Origin of the sequence: Streptomyces sp. NPDC059255 (assembly GCF_042752355.1) — a bacterium.
Classification (GTDB): domain Bacteria; phylum Actinomycetota; class Actinomycetes; order Streptomycetales; family Streptomycetaceae; genus Streptomyces.
The window spans coordinates 36,007-54,453 of record NZ_JBHYZP010000023.1; the positions used below are offsets into that span (position 1 = coordinate 36,007).

Here is an 18,447-nt window from a genome sequence, read left to right on the forward strand (position 1 = left end):
AACGACGCGCACACCGACCGGAGGGACGCGCAATGGCGGCGCAGCGCATGGTGGTCATCGGGGGCGACGCGGCGGGCATGTCCGCCGCGTCGGCGGCCCGCAGGGGCCGGGGCCCGGACGAGCTGGAGATCGTCGCGTTCGAGCGCGGCCATTTCACCTCGTACTCCGCGTGCGGCATCCCGTACTGGGTGGGCGGCGATGTCACGGACCGGGACGCGCTGATCGCCCGGACGCCCGAGGAGCACCGGGCCCGGGACATCGGGCTGCGGACCCGCACGGAGGCCGTGGAGATCGACCTGGCGGGGCAGCGGGTACGCACCCGCGACCTGGACGCCGGGACCGAGGACTGGACCGGCTTCGACCAGCTGGTCGTCGCGACGGGCGCCCGCCCCGTACGCCCCGCGCTGCCCGGGATCGACGCGCCGGGCGTGCACGGGGTGCAGACCCTCGACGACGGCCAGGCGCTGCTGGACACCCTCGCCGCGACGACGGGCGGGCACGCGGTCGTCGTCGGCGCCGGGTACATCGGCGTGGAGATGGCCGAGGCGCTGCTGAAGCGGGGGTACGAGGTCACCGTTCTGCACCGGGACGAGCAGCCGATGGCGACCCTCGACCCGGACATGGGGCGGCTGGTCCACGGGGCGATGGACGGGCTGGGCATCACCACCGTGGCCGGCGCGGAGGTGACCGCGATCCGCACCGGCGCGGACGGCCGGGTGCGGGCGGTGGCCACGGCGGACGCCGAGTATCCGGCGGACGTCGTCGTCCTGGGCATCGGGGTCGAGCCGGAGACCACCCTCGCCCGCGCCGCCGGGCTGCCCGTCGGACCGCACGGCGGGCTGCTCACCGACCTGTCGATGCGGGTGCGCGGCCACGAGAACGTCTGGGCGGGCGGTGACTGCGTGGAGGTCCTCGACCTGGTCTCCGGCGCCACCCGCCACATCGCGCTGGGCACGCACGCGAACAAGCACGGCCAGATCATCGGGGCGAACGTGAGCGGCGGCTACGCCGTCTTCCCCGGCGTGGTGGGCACGGCCGTCAGCAAGGTCTGCGACCTGGAGATCGCGCGGACGGGGCTGCGCGAGAAGGACGCCCGCAGGGCGGGGCTCCAGTTCGTGAGTGCGACGATCGAGTCGACCCACAGCGCGGGCTACTACCCGGGCGCGGCGCTGATGACGGTGAAGATGCTCGCGGAGCGCCGTACCGGGCGGCTGCTGGGGGTGCAGATCGTCGGCCGGGAGGGGGCGGCGAAGCGCGTCGACATCGCGGCGGTGGCGCTGACCGCCGGGATGACGGTGGAGCGGATGACCACGCTGGACCTGGGGTACGCACCGCCCTTCTCGCCCGTCTGGGACCCCATCCTCGTCGCCGCGCGCAAGGCGACGACGGCGGTCCGGGCGGCGGGCTGGTGAACCACCGACGGCGGCGGGGGCGCCGAGCGGGACGAATCACCCCCGCCCGGGGGCGATTCGTCCCCGCGTCACCAGCGGGTTTCGGCCAATCAGCGAGCGGTCTGCGTGTGCACGTAGTCGACGAGCCTGGTCAGTGAGTCCGGGTCCATGCTCGGCAGCACGCCGTGGCCCAGGTTGAAGACATGGCCTTCGAGCCCGGCCGCCGCGTCGAGCACCTCGCGGGCCTTGGTCTCCACCGCCGGGGTGGGGGCGAAGAGGACGGCCGGGTCGAGGTTGCCCTGGAGCGCCTTGCCGGGGCCGACGCGGCGGGCCGCCTCGTCCAGCGGGACGCGCCAGTCCACGCCCACGACGTCGGCGCCGGCCTCGCCCATCAGGCCGAGCAGTTCGCCCGTACCGACACCGAAGTGGATGCGGGGCACGCCGTACGACGCGACGGCGTCGAAGACCTTCGCGGAGGCGGGCAGCACGGAGCGGCGGTAGTCGGCGGGGGCCAGGGCGCCCACCCACGAGTCGAAGAGCTGGACGGCGCTCGCGCCCGCCTCGATCTGCACCTTGAGGAAGGCCGCGGTGATCTCGGCGAGCCGGTCCAGCAGGTCGGCCCAGAGCTCCGGGTCGCCGTACATCATGGCCTTGGTGTGCTCGTGGTTGCGGGACGGACCGCCCTCCACGAGATAGCTGGCGAGCGTGAAGGGCGCCCCGGCGAACCCGATGAGCGGGGTGGATCCCAGCTCCCCCGTGAGCATCCCGATGGCCTCGGTGACGTAGGCGACGTCGTCGGGCGTGAGGTCGCGCAGCCGGGCCAGGTCGCCGCGGGTGCGGATCGGCTCGGCGACGACGGGGCCGACGCCCGGCTTGATGTCCAGGTCGAGGCCGATGGCCTTGAGGGGGACGACGATGTCGCTGAAGTAGATCGCGGCGTCGACCTTGTGGCGCCGTACCGGCTGCAGCGTGATCTCGGTGACCAACTCGGGCCGCATGCACGATTCCAGCATCGGGATGCCCTCGCGGACCTTCAGGTACTCGGGCAGCGAACGCCCCGCCTGGCGCATGAACCAGACCGGTGTGTGCGGCACCGGCTCCCGTCGGCATGCCTTCAGGAAGGCCGATTCGTACGTCTTCGTCTGCTGGCCCGGGGGGCGTTCGTTGGCGCTCACGTACAGAATCTTCCCATGTACGGGGAAGCCGCCGGCCCGGGCCGGGTGTCCCTCCCTGCGCGAGACGCGCGTTCCGCCTACTCTTCCCCGCATGGCTGCGGCTCAGGGACAGTTTTCCGATCATTCCAACGGCACCGGGGGAACGGACGGCGGGGAGGACGATTGCGTCCCGTCCGCGTTCCGTTCCGCGGTCGACGCGCTGCGGACGGCGCGACCGCGCCCCGGCGTCGAGATCGACCCGACACCGCCGCCGAAGCGGCTCGCGCCGTACGCGTACGCCCTGGAGGCGGCGGCGGTCGACGGCGACGACGATCTGGCCGACGGCCGGCTGATCCTGCTCCACGACCCGGCCGGGCACGACGCCTGGCAGGGCACCTTCCGGCTGGTCACGCTCGTACGGGCGGAGCTGGAGCCGGAGATGGCCGCCGACCCGCTGCTCCCCGAGGTGTGCTGGTCGTGGCTGACGGGGGCGCTGGAGGCGCGCGGTCTGTCGTACGAGGAGGCGAGCGGCACGGTCACCCGGGCCGGGTCGCACTACTTCGGGGGGCTCGCGGAGCGCAGGCCGGCGACGCAGATCGAGATCCGGGCGTCCTGGACCCCGCGCGAGAGCCTCGGCGGGCCCGACGCGGCGGCGCACCTGGGCGCGTGGTGCGATCTGCTCTGCCAGGTCGCGGGTCTGCCGCCGGGCGCGGGCGGGCCGCAGAACGCGGGGACCACGGGGAGCACAGGAGACACGATGGGGGCGGGCGTGGTGTCGCTGCCCCAGCGACGGGGCCCCCAGGTCTCCTGACGCCCCCTCACACCCCGTCGCGCCCCCACTTCACCCCCCTCCCCCTGACCGCACCGCCCGGCCACCCCGGCGACGGCACCGCGCGCCCGCCTCCGCGCTCCCGTCGCACGCCGCGTCTCCGTGCCCCCACCTCCGCGCTCCCTCCGCACGCGCCTTCACCACTCCGCCACACCACGTCCCCCGCGCTCCCCCGTCCGGGGGACCACTCGTAGGATGATCGATCACGCATCCGAATTGCCCGAATTGTTACTCACTAATTCGTGATCATTCTCTAAAGGCGAGCGGGATTGCTGCCGAAGAGGTCAATGACCCTTCACACACGGTTCGCCCCGGCTTCACCCCCCGCAGCCGGCCCCGTCCCGCACCTTCCCCAGGAGGCCTGGTGTCCGTTCTCCTTGAGCAGCCCGCAAGCCTGGTCGCCTACCGCCCGAACAAGCCGACGGCCATGGTCGTCGTGGCCGACCCACGCGTCCGCTCCACCGTCACCCGCCACCTGTGGGCCCTTGGAGTACGTGACGTCATCGAGGCGTCGTCCATCGCGGAGGCCCGCCCCCGCGTCGGCAACCCGCGCGACATCTGCGTTGCCGACGTCCACCTGCCCGACGGATCCGGGCTGACCCTGCTGTCCGAGACCCGGGCGGCGGGCTGGCCCAACGGCCTCGCCCTCTCCGCCGCCGACGACATCGGCGCGGTGCGCAACGCCCTCGCGGGCGGCGTCAAGGGCTATGTCGTCACCGGCACCCGTACGAACATCGGCCACCCCGGCCGCCCCGGCGTCGCCCCGCTGGGCGCCGGGCAGCGGATGCACCGCCGCCCCCCGGGCGCCCCGAACCACCCCGGTGGCTACCGGGAGCTGTCGGGCCGCGAGGTCGAGGTCCTCAGGCTGGTCGCCGAAGGCCAGTCCAACAAGGCCATCGGCGTCTCCATGGGCCTGTCCGCGCTCACCGTCAAGAGCCACCTCGCCCGCATCGCGCGCAAGCTCGGCACGGGTGACCGGGCGGGGATGGTCGCCGTGGCCCTCCGTACCGGAATCATCCACTGAACCCGGCACGCGACCGGACAGGAGCACTGACCGCTTCTCGCCCCCACCGCCCGTCGACGGAACGTTCCGTCGACGGGCGCCGTCCGTTCACAGATACCCTTGACAGGTGACCGACGCCCAAGAGACCGCAGCAGAGCCAGCACTGCGAACCACCGGGGGCCCGCGGCGACAGTCGCTGGTGTCGCTGCCCCCGGACGACGTCGAATCGGCGCCGATCCCCTTGCTGGAGCCCCGCGAGGGCATTCCACCGGTGGTCGCCACCGACGCGGCGCTCGCCGAGGTGACCGCCGCCTTCGCCGCGGGCACCGGACCCGTCGCCGTCGACGCGGAGCGCGCCTCCGGCTACCGCTACGGTCAGCGCGCCTATCTCGTCCAGCTCCGCCGCGAGGGCGCGGGCACGGCGCTGATCGACCCGGTCGGCTGCCCCGACCTCTCCGGACTCGGCGACGCACTCTCCGGTACGGAGTGGATCCTGCACGCGGCGACCCAGGACCTGCCCTGCCTGCGGGAAATAGGCATGATCCCCACCCGGCTCTTCGACACCGAGCTGGCGGGCCGCCTCGCGGGCTTCCCGCGGGTCGGCCTCGGCGCCATGGTCGAGAACGTCCTCGGGTACGCGCTGGAGAAGGGCCACTCCGCCGTCGACTGGTCGACCCGCCCGCTCCCCGAGCCCTGGCTGCGGTACGCCGCGCTCGACGTGGAACTCCTCGTCGATCTGCGGGACGCCCTGGAGAAGGAGCTGGAACGGCAGGGCAAGCTCGACTGGGCGCACCAGGAGTTCGAGGCGATCGCCGCGGCCCCGCCCGCGCCGCCGCGCAAGGACCCGTGGCGCCGCACGTCGGGCATGCACAAGGTGCGGCGCCGCCGGCAGATGGCGGTCGTACGGGAACTGTGGACGACCCGCGACCGGGTCGCGCAGCGGCGCGATGTCTCCCCCGGCAAGGTGCTCAGCGACACCGCGATCGTCGAGGCGTCGCTCTCGCTGCCCGCGACCGTGCAGGCGCTGACGGCCCTTCCCGGGTTCGGGCACCGGATGGGCAGACGCCAGCTCGAACAGTGGCAGGCGGCGGTGGACCGGGCGAAGGCCCTGCCCGACACGGAGCTGCCCCAGCCCGGCCAGCCCCTCACGGGCCCCCCGCCGCCGCGCTCCTGGGCCGACAAGGACCCGGAGGCCGCGGCGCGGCTCTCGGCGGCGCGCGCGGCGGTCTCGGAACTGGCGGAGCGGATCACCATGCCTCAGGAGAACCTGATCACACCGGACACGGTCCGCCGGGTCTGCTGGGAACCGCCGAAGGAGCCGACGGTGGAGAACGTGGCGGCGGCCCTGACCGCCCACGGCGCCCGCCGGTGGCAGGTGGAACTGGTGGCCCCCCTCCTGGCGAAAGCGCTGGTCGCGGCTTAGGAGCGCGGTCGGAAGGACAACGGGGCTGGGCAACTTGGTTACCGGTAAGTAGCATGGGGGTGGAAGCACGCCTTTCGGCGTGCCCCGCAGTGCCATCCCGCACCCTGGAGGAGAGCCATCGTGCCTCGTACCGTCAGGGATGTCGTCTTCGTCGACGGCGTCCGCACCCCGTTCGGCAAGGCGGGCCCGAAGGGCATGTACCACGAGACCCGGGCCGACGATCTCGTCGTCAAGTCGATCCGGGAGCTGCTGCGCCGCAACCCGGACCTCGACCCGGCGCGGATCGACGAGGTGGCCGTCGCCGCGACCACGCAGATCGGTGACCAGGGCCTGACGCTCGGGCGGACCGCGGGGATCCTCGCGGGGCTGCCGCAGTCGGTGCCCGGTTATTCGGTCGACCGGATGTGCGCGGGCGCGCTGACCGCCGTGACCACCACCGCGGGCTCCATCGCCTTCGGCGCGTACGACGTCGTCGTGGCGGGCGGGGTCGAGCACATGGGCCGGCACCCGATGGGCGAGGGCGTCGACCCGAACCCGCGGTTCGTCTCCGAGAAGCTCGTCGACGACTCCGCGCTGTTCATGGGCATGACGGCGGAGAACCTGCACGACCGCTTCCCGCACCTGACCAAGGCGCGCGCGGACGAGTACGCGGTGCGGTCGCAGGAGAAGGCGGCCAAGGCCTACGCGAACGGCTCGATCCAGCAGGACCTGGTGCCGATCTCGGTCCGCCGGACGAACCCGGAGACCGGCGAGACCGGCTGGGGCCTGGCCACCGCCGACGAGCCGATGCGGCCGGGTACGACGCTGGAGATGCTCGCCGGTCTGAAGACTCCGTTCCGGCCGCACGGCCGGGTCACCGCGGGCAACGCGGCGGGGCTGAACGACGGCGCCACCGCCTCGCTGATCGCCGCCGAGGACTTCGCCCGCGAGCAGGGGCTGCCGGTCCGGATGCGGCTCGTGTCGTACGCCTTCGCCGGGGTCGAGCCCGAAGTGATGGGGTACGGCCCGATCCCGTCGACCGAGAAGGCCCTCGCCAAGGCGGGTCTCTCCATCTCCGACATCGGTCTCTTCGAGATCAACGAGGCGTTCGCGGTGCAGGTGCTCGCGTTCCTCGACCACTACGGCATCGCGGACGACGACGAGCGCGTCAACCAGTACGGCGGCGCGATCGCCTTCGGCCATCCGCTGGCCTCCTCCGGGGTGCGGCTGATGACCCAGCTGGCCCGGCAGTTCGAGGCGCGGCCGGACGTCCGGTACGGCCTGACCACGATGTGCGTCGGCTTCGGCATGGGCGCGTCGGTCATCTGGGAGAACCCGCACTTCGACGGAGGCACCAAGTGAGCACCGCTGAACTCCTGAAGGGCGCGGCCGAGCTGTTCCCCGGCGAGGTCGTCACCCAGGCGCACGTACGCCACTTCGAACTCCCGGCGGGGGCGGGGCGGTTCGCGCTCATCACGCTGGACAACGGCCTGGACCACACGAAGCCGACGACGTTCGGCCCGCAGTCGCTGGCGAACCTGGACGCCGCGCTCGACCAGGTCGGCGCGGAGGCGTCCGAGGGGTCGATCGTCGGGATCGGGATCACCGGGAAGCCGTTCATCTTCGCGGTCGGCGCCGACCTCAAGGGTGTGGAGCTGCTGAAGCGCCACGAGGACGCGCTCGCGATCGGCCGGGGCGGCCACGAGGTCTTCAAGCGGATCGCCGCACTGCCGGTGCCCACCTTCGCGTACTACAACGGCGCGGCGATGGGCGGCGGCGTCGAGATCGGGCTGCACTGCACGTACCGTACGGTCTCGGCGGCGCTGCCCGCGTTCTCGCTGCCCGAGGTCTTCCTCGGCCTGGTGCCCGGCTGGGGCGGCTGCACGCTGCTGCCGAACCTGATCGGCGCGGAGCGCGCGGTCTCGGTCGTCATCGAGAACTCCCTCAACCAGAACAGGCAGCTCAAGGGCGGCCAGGTCTACGACCTGGGGATCGCGGACGCGCTGTTCGACGGGGCGGACTTCCTGGAGCAGTCGCTGGTCTGGACGGCGTCGGTGCTCAAGGGCGAGGTGACCGTCGGGCGCCCCGAGATCGACCGGGGCGAGGCGTGGGACGCGGCCGTGGCGCACGGGCGCTCCGTCGCCGACTCCAAGGTGCACGGGGCGGCCCCCGCCGCGTACCGGGCGCTGGACATCATCGCGGCGGCGAAGGACGGCGACCTCCAGGCCGGCTTCGACGCGGAGGACCAGGCCCTCGCCGACCTGATCATGGGCGGCGAACTGCGGTCGGGGATCTACGCGTTCAACCTGGTGCAGAAGCGCGCCAAGCGGCCGGCCGGCGCACCGGACAAGTCGCTGGCCCGCCCGGTCACCAAGGTGGGTGTCGTGGGCGCGGGGCTGATGGCCTCGCAGCTGGCGCTGCTGTTCCTGCGCCGTCTGGAGGTGCCGGTCGTGCTGACCGACATCGACCAGGACCGGATCGACAAGGGCGTGGGCTATGTCCACGGCGAGATCGACAAGCTGCTGCTGAAGTCCCGGATCAACCAGGACAAGGCCAACCGGCTCAAGGGCCTGGTCTCCGGTGTGCTGGACAAGACCGAGGGGTTCGCGGACGCGGACTTCGTCATCGAGGCCGTGTTCGAGGAGATGAGCGTCAAGCAGCAGGTGTTCGCGGAGGTCGAGGCGGTCGCCCCGGCGCACGCGATCCTCGCCACGAACACGTCGTCGCTGTCGGTCACCGAGATGGCCTCGAAGCTGAAGAACCCGGAGCGGGTCGTCGGCTTCCACTTCTTCAACCCGGTCGCGATCCTGCCGCTGCTGGAGATCGTGCGCGGCGAGCGGACCGACGACGCGTCGCTGGCCACCGCGTTCGGGGTGGCGAAGAAGCTGAAGAAGACGGCGGTGCTGGTGAAGGACGCGCCCGCGTTCGTCGTCAACCGGATCCTCACCCGCTTCATGGGCGAGATCCAGAACGTCATCGACGAGGGCACGCCGGTCGAGGTGGCGGAGCGCGCGGTGGAGCCGCTGGGGCTGCCGATGTCGCCGCTGGTCCTGCTGGAGCTGGTCGGCCCGGCGATCGGCCTGCATGTCTCCGAGACGCTGCACGGCGCGTTCCCGGACCGGTTCACGGTCTCCGAGAACCTGGCCGCGGTGGTCAAGGCCGGGAAGCGCGGCTTCTACGTGTACGACTCCGGGGTACCGGAGCTGGACCCGGAGGTCGCGGCGCTGCTGCAGCAGGGCGACACCGTGCTGACGGAGGATCAGACGCGCGAGCGGGTCCTGGACGCGGTGGCGCAGGAGATCGGGCTGATGCTGGCCGAGGGCGTCGTCGCCGAGGCGCAGGACATCGACCTGTGTCTGATCACGGGCGCGGGCTGGCCCTTCCACCTGGGCGGTGTCACTCCGTACCTGGACCGCGCGGGCGTCTCGGAGCGGGTGAACGGCAAGCCGTTCCTGGCGCCGGGCGTGGCGAGCGTGCCCGCGTGACGCGGTGATCTGATCCGGCTCGGGCCGAACGGGCCGTACGGGAGTCTCCGTACGGCCCGTTCGGCTCGTTGTGTCCGGAAACGGACGGGCTCCCGGGGGCCGGTGGCGTCAGATCGTCCGCCAGGCCTCCAGCGCCAGGCCCGTCTCGTCCTTCTGCCGGGTGACGCGCAGGGCCCCGTCGAGTCCGCGGCAGGCCAGGACCACCCGGCCCGTGCCGTCCAGGGCGAGCGCCGGGGCGCCCGCGCAGGGTTCGCCGGTGGGGGTCCAGTTCAGGCCCGCGTCCTCGTCCTCGGTGGGGTACGCGGCGACCCGGAGGCGGCCGTCGGGGCCGCGGCCGGCCAGGATCGTGCAGTCGTACCCGTCGACGGGCGTACGGAGCAGGGCGAGCGGGCCGGTGCCGGGGCCGCCGAGGGTGACGGGGGCGATCCCGGGGCGCCAGGCGCGGACGGTGCCGTCGTCGGCGTCGCGCCAGAAGCGGGTGAGCCGTCCGGCGCCGGTGGACTCGGCGGTGACCGTGCCGGGCGCGACGGACGCCGTGGGTTCGTCCTCGGCGCGCGCCAGTTTCGCGTCGGGCGTCCCGCGGAGCCAGCGCACCGTGCCGCCCCCGGCGGGGACGAGGATGTCGATGGCCCCAGCGTCGGTCACGGCGGCGGAGGTCTCGCCGGTCAGGGTCGTGTCCGCGGCGTTGGCGCCGCCCCACGGCTGCCAGCGGCCGGTGGGCGACTGGTGCTTGGCGGAGAGGCCGCCGTTGGCGTTGCGTACGAACAGGTGCATCGAACCCGTCGTGTCCAGGACGGCGGAGGGCATGCCGATACGGGCGCCCTTCTCGCGGTCCTTGCCGTGCGGATTGCCCACGGACTGCCAGTCCCGCAGCGGCCGGCCCGTCTGGAACTGGACGGCGTGGACGAGGTCGCGCTCGACGGCTCCGCCGGCGCCCGGCCGGTCCCGTACCCCCAGCAGATGGACGAAGCCGTCGGCGCCCTGCGCGACCGCCGTGTACGGCAGGAGCCCGGCGAGGGGCAGCGACTCGGGCCCCGACCACTCCGGGCCGCCGGTCCTGGTCTCGGTCCAGCGGAGGACTCCGCCCGGGGTGGGCGCGTACGCCGTCAGCCTGCCGTCCTTGCCGCGCAGCAGCCAGCCGGTGACCGGAGGGAGCGCGGAGTCCGCGGGCGGCTCGGCCGGGGTGCGGTGCGGTCCCATGGCCTGCCGCCACCTCCCCGAGTGCGAGAAATCCCGGACAACGATAGTACGCGGGGGTATGCGGCGGAGGTTCGGGGAGTCACCCGGGGCGCCCGGCGGCTGACGGGCGGGTGACTGTGGCACGCTGCGAAGGTGCTGAACAAGCTGATCGTCGACGCGGCGAACGTGGTCGGTTCCGTGCCCGACGGGTGGTGGCGCGACCGGCGCGGGGCCACCGAGCGGCTGCGCGACTCCCTGGTGCCGTTGGCGGCGGACGGGGTGGCCGGGCAGCCGGGCCCCGTCGAGGTCGTCCTCGTCGTGGAGGGCGCGGCCCGGGGCGTGGAGTCGGTGCCGGGCGTACGGGTCGAGCCGGCGGCCGGCAGCGGGGACGACCGGATCGTGGAGCTGGCGGCGGGGGCGGCGCGGGACGGGGTCGACTGCCTCGTGGTCACCGCCGACCGGGAACTGCGGCTGCGCGTCGCGGCGTACGGTGCGCGCTGCGCGGGGCCGAGGACCGTACGGGAGCCGCCGGACGAGCCCGCGTAGCGTCCGCGGGCCCACCGGGGCGGGCCCGCGGGCGCCCGGCGGGGTCAGCGGGGCGTGTTGATGCGGCTGTGCGTCCGGCCGTACACGAAGTAGACGACGCAGCCGATGACCATCCAGATGCCGAAGCGCAGCCAGGTCTCGGCGGGCAGGTTGAGCATCAGCCACAGGGAGGCCAGTACGGACGCGATCGGCACCCAGGGCACCAGCGGGGCGCGGAAGGCGCGCGGCAGGTCGGGGCGCGTACGGCGCAGGATGATGACGCCGAGCGCGACCACGATGAAGGCGAACAGGGTGCCGATGTTGACGAGTTCGGCCAGCTCCTCGATGGAGGTGAAGCCCGCGACGATCGCGACGAGCACCCCGAGGAGGAGGGTGGAGCGGTAGGGCGTGCCGAACTTCGGGTGGACGTGGGAGAAGGTCCTCGGCAGCAGTCCGTCCCGGCTCATCGCGAAGAACACCCGGGTCTGGCCGAGCAGCAGGATCATGCAGACCGAGGTGAGTCCGACCGCCGCGCCGAAGCTGATCAGGCCGGCCCAGAAGGGGTGGCCGACGGACTTGAAGGCGTCGGCGAGCGGGGCGTCCACGGAGAGTTGGGTGTAGTGCTGCATGCCGGTGACGACGAGGGACACGGCGACGTAGAGCACGGTGCAGATGAAGAGCGAGCCGAGGATGCCGCGGGGCACGTCGCGCTGCGGGTTGCGGGTCTCCTCGGCGGCGGTGGCGACGATGTCGAAGCCGATGAAGGCGAAGAAGACGACGGCCGCCGCGGTGAAGATCCCCATGACGCCGAAGTTGGTGGGCGTGTACCCGGCCATGAGCTGGATGATCGGCGCCGCGAGACCGCTGCCGGCGGAGGTCTCCTCGGCCGGCGGGATGAACGGCTTGTAGTTGGAGCCGGTGATGAAGAAGGCGCCGACGACGATCACGATCAGGACGACGGTGACCTTGACGGCGACGATGATGCCGGTGATCCGCGAGGAGAGCTTCACCCCGGCGACGAGGATCGCGGTCAGGGCGAGAACGAGCAGGAAGGCCAGGAGGTCGAAGCCGAATTTCCCGTTCTGGGTGCCGGAGAGGTAGTCGGGCAGGCTCGCCCCGGCGTTGCCGAGCAGGGAGCGTACGTATCCGGACCAGCCGACGGCGACGACCGCGCAGCCGAGGGCGAGTTCGAGGACGAGGTCCCAGCCGATGATCCAGGCGGGGAGTTCACCGAGGGAGGCGTACGAGAAGGTGTACGCGGATCCGGCGACCGGCACGGTCGAGGCGAACTCGGCGTAGCAGAGCGCGGCCAGGGCGCAGACGATGCCCGCGACGACGAAGCCGAGGGCGGTGGCGGGGCCGGCGGTCTGCCGGGCGACGACGCCCGTCAGGACGAAGATGCCGGTGCCGATGATCACTCCGACGCCGAAGACCGTCAGGTCGAGCGCGGAGAGGGTCTTCCTGAGCGCGTACTCGGGTTCTTCGGTGTCGCGGATCGACTGCTCTACGTTCTTTGTACGGAAAAGACCGCTTTGGACCGGTCCCGGATCCTGTTGCGTACTCACCGGCGTACCTCCGTGTGCGCGTTCATCCGGCAATAATCGAGAGGTTGCGGGCCCCGAATACCCGGTATCGGCACAATTCACACAGATGGGCCGTTCCGACCGCCCTGGACGGGTGGTCGGAACGGCCCATCCGCGCCATCCGGCGCGGTCGGATCCGGTCGCTGGAGGGAACGTCAGTCGCGGGCGACCTCGGCGGACGCGCCGGCCAGCCGCCCGTCGAGCTTCGCCACCAGACCGGTGACCTGACGGGCGATGTCCGGCGCGGTCAGCCCGATCTCGGCCATGACCTCCTTGCGGGAGGCGTGGTCGAGGAAGCGCGGCGGAATGCCGAAGTCGCGCAGCGGTACGTCGACCCCGGCGTCCCGCAGCGCCTGCGCGACGGCCGAGCCGACGCCGCCGACGCGGCCGTTGTCCTCGACGGTGACGACGACGCGGTGCTGCTCGGCGAGCGGGGCGAGGGCCTCGTCCACCGGCTTGACCCAGCGGGGGTCGACGACCGTCGTGGTGATGCCCTGCCGGTCGAGCAGGCCCGCGATCTCCAGGCACATCGGGGCGAGCGCGCCGACGGAGACGAGCAGCACGTCGGCCGGCCCCTCCTCGGGCCTGCGCAGCACGTCCATGCCGCCGATCCGGCCGAGGGCCGCGACGGCCGGGCCGACGGCGCCCTTGGAGTAGCGGACCACGGTCGGGGCGTCCTCGACCGCGACGGCCTCGCGGAGCTGGGCGCGTACCTGGTCGGCGTCGCGCGGGGCGGCGATCCGCAGGCCCGGCACGCACTGGAGCATCGACATGTCCCACATGCCGTTGTGCGAGGCGCCGTCGGTGCCGGTGACGCCGGCCCGGTCGAGAACAAACGTCACTCCACAGCGGTGCAGGGCGACGTCCATCAGGACCTGGTCGAAGGCGCGGTTGAGGAAGGTCGCGTAGAGGGCGAACACCGGGTGCACCCCGCCGGTGGCGAGGCCCGCCGCGGAGACCGCGCCGTGCTGCTCGGCGATGCCGACGTCGTAGACGCGGTCGGGGAACGCCTTCGCGAACTTCTCCAGGCCGACCGGCTGGAGCATGGCCGCGGTGATCGCGACGATGTCCTCGCGCTCGTGGCCGAGCTTGACCATCTCCTCGCCGAAGACCGAGGTCCAGTCCATGCCGCCGGCGGCGATGGGCAGCCCGGTGTCGGGGTGGATGGGGCCGATGCCGTGGAAGTGGTCGGCCTCGTCCTGCTCGGCCGGCTCGTAACCGCGGCCCTTCTCCGTGATGCAGTGCACGATGACCGGGCCGCCGAAGCGCTTGGCGCGCACCAGCGCGGACTCCAGGGCCTCGATGTCGTGGCCGTCGATCGGGCCGACGTACTTGAGGCCGAGGTCCTCGAACATGCCCTGCGGGGCGATGAAGTCCTTGAGGCCCTTCTTGGCGCCGTGCAGCGTGTCGTACAGGGGGCGGCCGACGACCGGGGTGCGCTCCAGGAGGTCCTTGCCCCGGGCCAGGAAGCGCTCGTAGCCGTCGGTGGTGCGCAGGGTCGCCAGGTGGTTGGCGAGGCCGCCGATGGTCGGCGCGTACGACCGCTCGTTGTCGTTGACGACGATGACGAGCGGGCGGTCCTTGGCGGCGGCGATGTTGTTGAGCGCCTCCCAGGCCATGCCGCCGGTGAGGGCGCCGTCCCCGATCACGGCGACGACGTGGTCGTCCTTCTTCAGGACCTCGTTGGCCTTGGCGAGGCCGTCGGCCCAGCCGAGGACGGTGGAGGCGTGGGAGTTCTCGATGATGTCGTGGTCGGACTCGGCGCGGGACGGGTAGCCGGAGAGGCCGTCCTTGCTCCGCAGCTTCGAGAAGTCCTGACGTCCCGTGAGCAGTTTGTGCACGTACGACTGGTGGCCCGTGTCGAACAGGACCTTGTCCTGCGGGGAGTCGTAGACACGGTGCAGGGCGATGGTCAGCTCGACGACCCCGAGGTTGGGGCCGAGGTGGCCGCCGGTCTTGGAGACCGCGTCCACGAGAAAGGACCGGATCTCGCCGGCCAGCTCCTGGAGCTGCTCCGGGCCGAGCCGGTCCAGATCGCGCGGTCCCCTGATGCGGGTCAGCATCGCCACCCGTGCCTCCTTGCGTGTATGAGCCGTCGAGCCCTGCCGATCAGCCGAGTCTAATGTTCCACTCGGGCGGGTGGACGCCGGGCGGTGCGTTGTGCGTCACCCGTTCGGCCGTAGGCATGTCATATCAGTGTGCCCTTGAGAGGCCCCTGATACGCCAGTGGTTCCGGCGTGACACGACGCGGCCCGGCACCCGGTGGTTCACCGGGTGCCGGGCCGCGTCATGCGCGGGGCGGGGGCTCAGGCGCGGCCCGCGGTTTTCTGGGTCTTGCGGGTGACGGCGTCGATGACCACGGTCGCCAGCAGGACGGCGCCGGTGATCATGAACTGGATCGCCGAGGCGATGCCCTGGAGGGCCAGCCCGTACTGGATGGAGACGATCACCAGCACACCGAGCAGCGCGTTCCAGGTGCGGCCCCGGCCGCCGAAGAGGCTGGTGCCGCCGATGACGGCCGCCGCGATGGCGTTCATCAGCAGGTCGCCGCTGCCCGCGCCCTGGTTGGCCGAGGCGATCTTGGAGGCGATGAAGAGGCCGCCGACCGCCGCGAACGTACCGGCGATCGAGAAGACCGAGATCCGGATCAGCGTGACGTTGATACCGGCGCGGCGGGACGCCTCGACGCTGCCGCCGAGGGCGAAGATCTTCCGGCCGTACGCGGTGCGGCGCAGCACGAAGTCGGTGACGACGAGCACCAGAAGGAAGATCACGACCGCCAGCGGCAGGCCCTTGTACTGGTTGTAGAGGATCGCCACGCCGAAGGAGAGGACGGCGAGCAGCCCGGTGCGCAGCAGGATCTCGCTCAGCGGGCGGGACGGGACTCCGGCCGCCTCGCGCCGGCGGTTGTCGAGGAACGCCGTGAGGAAGTACGCGGCGACCGCGACGACGGCGAGGCCGTAGGCCGCCGCGACATCGGTGAAGTAGTAGCTGGTGAGCTGGGTGATCACACCGTCGGGGGTGAGGTTGATCGTGCCGTTGCTGCCGAGGATCTGGAGCATGAAGCCGGACCAGAAGAGCAGTCCGGCCAGGGTGACGGCGAAGGCGGGGGCGCCGACGCGGGCGAAGAAGAAGCCGTGGACCGCGCCGATGGCCGCGCCGCTGACGATGGCGACGACCAGGGCCAGCCATTCGTTCATGCCGTGCGTGACGCTCAGCACGGCGACGATGGCGCCGGACACCCCGCTGACCGAGCCGACCGAGAGGTCGATCTCGCCGAGCAGCAGGACGAAGACGATACCGACGGCGATCATCCCGGTGCCGACCATGGCGACGGAGATGTCGGAGAGGTTGCCCGCGGTGAGGAAGTTCGAGTTGAGGCTCTGGAAGATGGCCCAGATGACGACGAGTCCGATGACGACGGGTATGGAGCCCAGGTCACCCGCGCGTATCCGCCGCTTGAACTCGGTCAGGTATCCGGCGAAGCCCTGTTCGCGCACGAGCAGCCGGGGGTCGACCGCGGTGACCGCGCCGTCCGCGGCGGGCGGGGCGTCCACCGGAGCCGGGACCCCGGCGTCGGCGGTCCCGGCGTCGGTGCTCTTGGCGTCGGTGCTCTTGGCGAGCGACGGGGAGGTCTTGTCCGTACTCACTTCTGAACCTCCACGTTGCGCGAGGCGCGGCGGGTCACCGCGTTGTCCGTGGCGCCGGTGATGGCGGCGATGATCTCCTCCTGGGAGGTGCTCGCGACATCGAAGACACCGTTGTTGCTGCCGAGCCTGAGCACGGCGACCCGGTCGGCGACGGCCTTGACGTCCGCCATGTTGTGACTGATGAGGAGGACGGCGAGGCCGCGCTCCCGGAGCCGCTCGACGAGGTCGAGGACCTGGGCGGTCTGCTCGACACCGAGGGCCGCGGTCGGCTCGTCGAGGATGACGAGCTTGGGCTCGCCGAGCATGGAGCGGGCGATGGCCACGGTCTGGCGCTGGCCGCCGGAGAGCGAGGCGATCGGGATACGGACGCTGGGGATCCGGATGGACAGCGTTGTCAGCAGCTCGCGCGAGCGGCGCTCCATCTCGACCTCGTCGAGCACACCCCAACTGCGCAGCTCGCGGCCGAGGTAGAGGTTTCCGACGACATCGATGTTGTCGCAGAGCGCGAGGTCCTGGTAGACGGTCGCGATGCCCAGGTTCTGGGCGTCGTGCGGCCGGCCGATCGAGACGGGCCTGCCCTCCCACTCGATGACGCCGTCATCGACCGGGTGGACGCCGGCGATGGTCTTCACCAGCGTGGATTTCCCGGCGCCGTTGTCGCCCACGAGGGCGACCACTTCACCGGAGTGGACCTCAAGCTCTACGTCGGTGAGCGCCTGGACGGCACCGAACCGCTTGGAGACCCCTCGCAACGCCAGCACGGGCGTAGCGGTCACATGAACCATCTCCTTCGCCGCCTGACCGGCGGGGATGCCGCGCCAGGGGGAAGGCGCGGTGGTCGAGCACAGAACGGGGGGGGGAAGCCGGCCGCGCGGAGATCGGGGGCGCGGCAGGCGGGGCGACCCGCGACGGCAGCCGGGGACGACGGCCGTCGCGGGTCCGTCCGGCGCCTGGTGCCACCACCGGCGATGTGTGCCGGTGGTGGCACCAGCCCTGGCTGCGGGGCGTTGACGGGCGGGGCGCCGGACAGGCTTGCGGGTTGCCTGGACCTACTTGAGGCCGATCGCGTCGCAGCCGGCCTTGTACTTGGCGGTGCAGATCTCGGCGACCGTGTAGATGCCGTCCTTGATCACGGTGTCGTTGATGTTGTCCTTGGTCAGCGAGACGACCGGGACGATCACCGACGGGACGCCCTTGGTGGTGGGGCTGTCCACGGTGGACTTGGCGATGGAGTCGAGCTTCTCGCCCTTGGCGAGCGCGACGGCCAGCTCGGCCGCGACCTCGGCCTCCTGCGGGTAGGACTTGTAGACGCTCATGAACTGCTCACCGGCGACGATGCGCTGCACGCCGTTGAGCTCGGCGTCCTGTCCGGTGACCGGGGGGAGCTTGCTGAAGCCCGCGCCCTTGAGGGCGGTGATGATGCCGCCCGCCATGCCGTCGTTGGCGGAGTAGACCCCGATGATCTTGTCCTTGCCCAGCGCGGTGATGGCGCCTTCCATGTTGGCGTTGGCGTTCTCCGGCTTCCACTCCTTGGTGTCGTACGACTTGCCGATGTTCACCTTGCCGTCGAGGACGGAGAGCGCGCCCTTCTTGAAGAAGGCGGCGTTGGGGTCGGTGACGGCGCCGTTCATCATGACGATGTCGCCGGACTTGGCCTTGTCGCCCAGCTCGTCCAGGAGCGCCTGGCCCTGGACCCTGCCGACCTCTTCGTTGTCGAAGGAGGTGTACGCGTCGATCGGGCCCTCGGCGAGCCGGTCGTACGCCACGACCGGTATGCCGGCGTCCTTGGCCTTCTTGACCGAGCTGGCGATGGCCTTCGAGTCGACGGCGTCCACGACCAGCACGCTCACCTTGTTGGTGATCATGGTCTCGACCTGCTGGCTCTGCGTCGTCGCGTCCTGCTTGGCGTTGGCGTAGACGACCTTGCCGGTGCCGTCGGTCAGCTCGCTGACCTTCTTCTCGATCAGCGGCTTGTCGAACTTCTCGTACCGGGCGGTCTGGTTCTCCGGCAGGAGCAGCCCGACGGTGATCGGGCCCTTCTTGTCCGACGTGGACGCTTCGGCCTTGTCTCCGGACTCCTTGGCGCTGCCGCAGGCGGCGAGGGAGACGGCCATCGCGGTGGCGACGGTGGCCACGGCGGCGCGACGCATCTTTGCGTTCACTTCAAAAACCTCCCTGACGAGGCCGCGTCGTTGCGGCCGAGGTGGCTGAAAGTCAACTCGCGTCCGTAGTCGGCGTCAAGGAGT

At 71.7% G+C, this 18,447-nt stretch carries 14 protein-coding genes; 7 read left to right on the forward strand and 7 right to left on the reverse strand.

Features of this window, described 5'->3' with window-relative positions; all coding sequences use genetic code 11:
• The first annotated feature begins 32 nt into the window (after positions 1–32).
• Positions 33–1,412: an FAD-dependent oxidoreductase gene (locus ACFXKG_RS24540; protein ID WP_384842939.1), complete on the forward strand. Its 1,380-nt coding sequence runs from the start codon at positions 33–35 to the stop codon at positions 1,410–1,412.
• An 89-nt stretch (positions 1,413–1,501) separates the two neighbouring features.
• Here the strand turns inward: ACFXKG_RS24540 and hemE are convergent, their stop codons facing one another.
• Entirely contained in the window at positions 1,502–2,566 is a 1,065-nt protein-coding gene (gene hemE, locus ACFXKG_RS24545; protein ID WP_384842942.1) for a uroporphyrinogen decarboxylase, read from the reverse strand.
• A gap of 91 nt (positions 2,567–2,657) precedes the next feature.
• Between hemE and ACFXKG_RS24550 the strand changes: the two genes are divergently transcribed.
• The 5 genes from ACFXKG_RS24550 (at position 2,658) to ACFXKG_RS24570 (ending at position 9,264) form a co-directional block, all read left to right on the forward strand.
• Complete coding sequence (locus ACFXKG_RS24550) at positions 2,658–3,356, forward strand: DUF3000 domain-containing protein (protein WP_384842945.1); 699 nt, start codon at positions 2,658–2,660, stop codon at positions 3,354–3,356.
• Positions 3,357–3,738: 382 nt separating this feature from the next.
• Positions 3,739–4,398, forward strand: coding sequence for a response regulator transcription factor (locus ACFXKG_RS24555; RefSeq protein ID WP_329823583.1), 660 nt, complete (start codon positions 3,739–3,741; stop codon positions 4,396–4,398).
• Between the two features lie 106 nt (positions 4,399–4,504).
• A complete protein-coding gene (locus tag ACFXKG_RS24560; RefSeq protein WP_384842949.1) occupies positions 4,505–5,800 on the forward strand; it encodes an HRDC domain-containing protein in 1,296 nt (431 codons plus the stop codon).
• 120 nt (positions 5,801–5,920) lie between these two features.
• Positions 5,921–7,141 carry a thiolase family protein gene (locus ACFXKG_RS24565; protein WP_384842952.1) on the forward strand — a complete coding sequence of 407 codons (1,221 nt, stop codon included), beginning with the start codon at positions 5,921–5,923 and terminating at the stop codon, positions 7,139–7,141.
• Positions 7,138–9,264 (forward strand): 3-hydroxyacyl-CoA dehydrogenase NAD-binding domain-containing protein, encoded by a 2,127-nt coding sequence (locus ACFXKG_RS24570; RefSeq protein ID WP_384842954.1) that lies wholly within the window; start codon positions 7,138–7,140, stop codon positions 9,262–9,264. Before ACFXKG_RS24565 ends, ACFXKG_RS24570 begins: the two co-directional genes overlap by 4 nt.
• 108 nt (positions 9,265–9,372) lie before the next feature.
• Here the strand turns inward: ACFXKG_RS24570 and ACFXKG_RS24575 are convergent, their stop codons facing one another.
• The gene (locus tag ACFXKG_RS24575) at positions 9,373–10,464 is read right to left on the reverse strand and encodes a hypothetical protein (protein WP_384842957.1); all 1,092 of its coding nucleotides are present in this window, start codon (positions 10,462–10,464) and stop codon (positions 9,373–9,375) included.
• A gap of 135 nt (positions 10,465–10,599) precedes the next feature.
• On the opposite strand from ACFXKG_RS24575, the gene ACFXKG_RS24580 reads away from it, so the two are divergent.
• On the forward strand, positions 10,600–10,989 hold the full coding sequence (locus ACFXKG_RS24580; protein WP_384843212.1) for an NTP pyrophosphohydrolase: 390 nt from the start codon (positions 10,600–10,602) through the stop codon (positions 10,987–10,989).
• Between the two features lie 44 nt (positions 10,990–11,033).
• Here ACFXKG_RS24580 and ACFXKG_RS24585 read toward each other — a convergent pair whose 3' ends face one another.
• The 5 genes from ACFXKG_RS24585 to ACFXKG_RS24605 form a co-directional block, all read right to left on the reverse strand.
• Positions 11,034–12,533 (reverse strand): amino acid permease, encoded by a 1,500-nt coding sequence (locus ACFXKG_RS24585; protein WP_384842960.1) that lies wholly within the window; start codon positions 12,531–12,533, stop codon positions 11,034–11,036.
• A 173-nt stretch (positions 12,534–12,706) separates the two neighbouring features.
• Positions 12,707–14,614 (reverse strand): 1-deoxy-D-xylulose-5-phosphate synthase, encoded by a 1,908-nt coding sequence (gene dxs, locus ACFXKG_RS24590; RefSeq protein WP_384843215.1) that lies wholly within the window; start codon positions 14,612–14,614, stop codon positions 12,707–12,709.
• Between the two features lie 243 nt (positions 14,615–14,857).
• Complete coding sequence (locus ACFXKG_RS24595; protein ID WP_384842963.1) at positions 14,858–16,201, reverse strand: sugar ABC transporter permease; 1,344 nt, start codon at positions 16,199–16,201, stop codon at positions 14,858–14,860.
• Positions 16,198–16,986, reverse strand: coding sequence for an ATP-binding cassette domain-containing protein (locus tag ACFXKG_RS24600; protein ID WP_365813484.1), 789 nt, complete (start codon positions 16,984–16,986; stop codon positions 16,198–16,200). Before ACFXKG_RS24600 ends, ACFXKG_RS24595 begins: the two co-directional genes overlap by 4 nt.
• Before the next feature lie 264 nt (positions 16,987–17,250).
• The gene (locus ACFXKG_RS24605) at positions 17,251–18,351 is read right to left on the reverse strand and encodes a substrate-binding domain-containing protein (RefSeq protein WP_384843218.1); all 1,101 of its coding nucleotides are present in this window, start codon (positions 18,349–18,351) and stop codon (positions 17,251–17,253) included.
• Positions 18,352–18,447 lie beyond the last annotated feature (96 nt).

What these genes read in the sequence shown, in the direction of transcription:
- dxs (WP_384843215.1), bottom strand. Translation starts at nt 14,614, where the DNA reads ATGCTGACCCGCATCAGGGGACCGCGCGATCTGGACCGGCTCGGCCCG.
- ACFXKG_RS24600 (WP_365813484.1), bottom strand. Translation starts at nt 16,986, where the DNA reads ATGGTTCATGTGACCGCTACGCCCGTGCTGGCGTTGCGAGGGGTCTCC.
- ACFXKG_RS24550 (WP_384842945.1), top strand. Translation starts at nt 2,658, where the DNA reads ATGGCTGCGGCTCAGGGACAGTTTTCCGATCATTCCAACGGCACCGGG.
- ACFXKG_RS24605 (WP_384843218.1), bottom strand. Translation starts at nt 18,351, where the DNA reads ATGCGTCGCGCCGCCGTGGCCACCGTCGCCACCGCGATGGCCGTCTCC.
- ACFXKG_RS24575 (WP_384842957.1), bottom strand. Translation starts at nt 10,464, where the DNA reads ATGGGACCGCACCGCACCCCGGCCGAGCCGCCCGCGGACTCCGCGCTC.
- ACFXKG_RS24540 (WP_384842939.1), top strand. Translation starts at nt 33, where the DNA reads ATGGCGGCGCAGCGCATGGTGGTCATCGGGGGCGACGCGGCGGGCATG.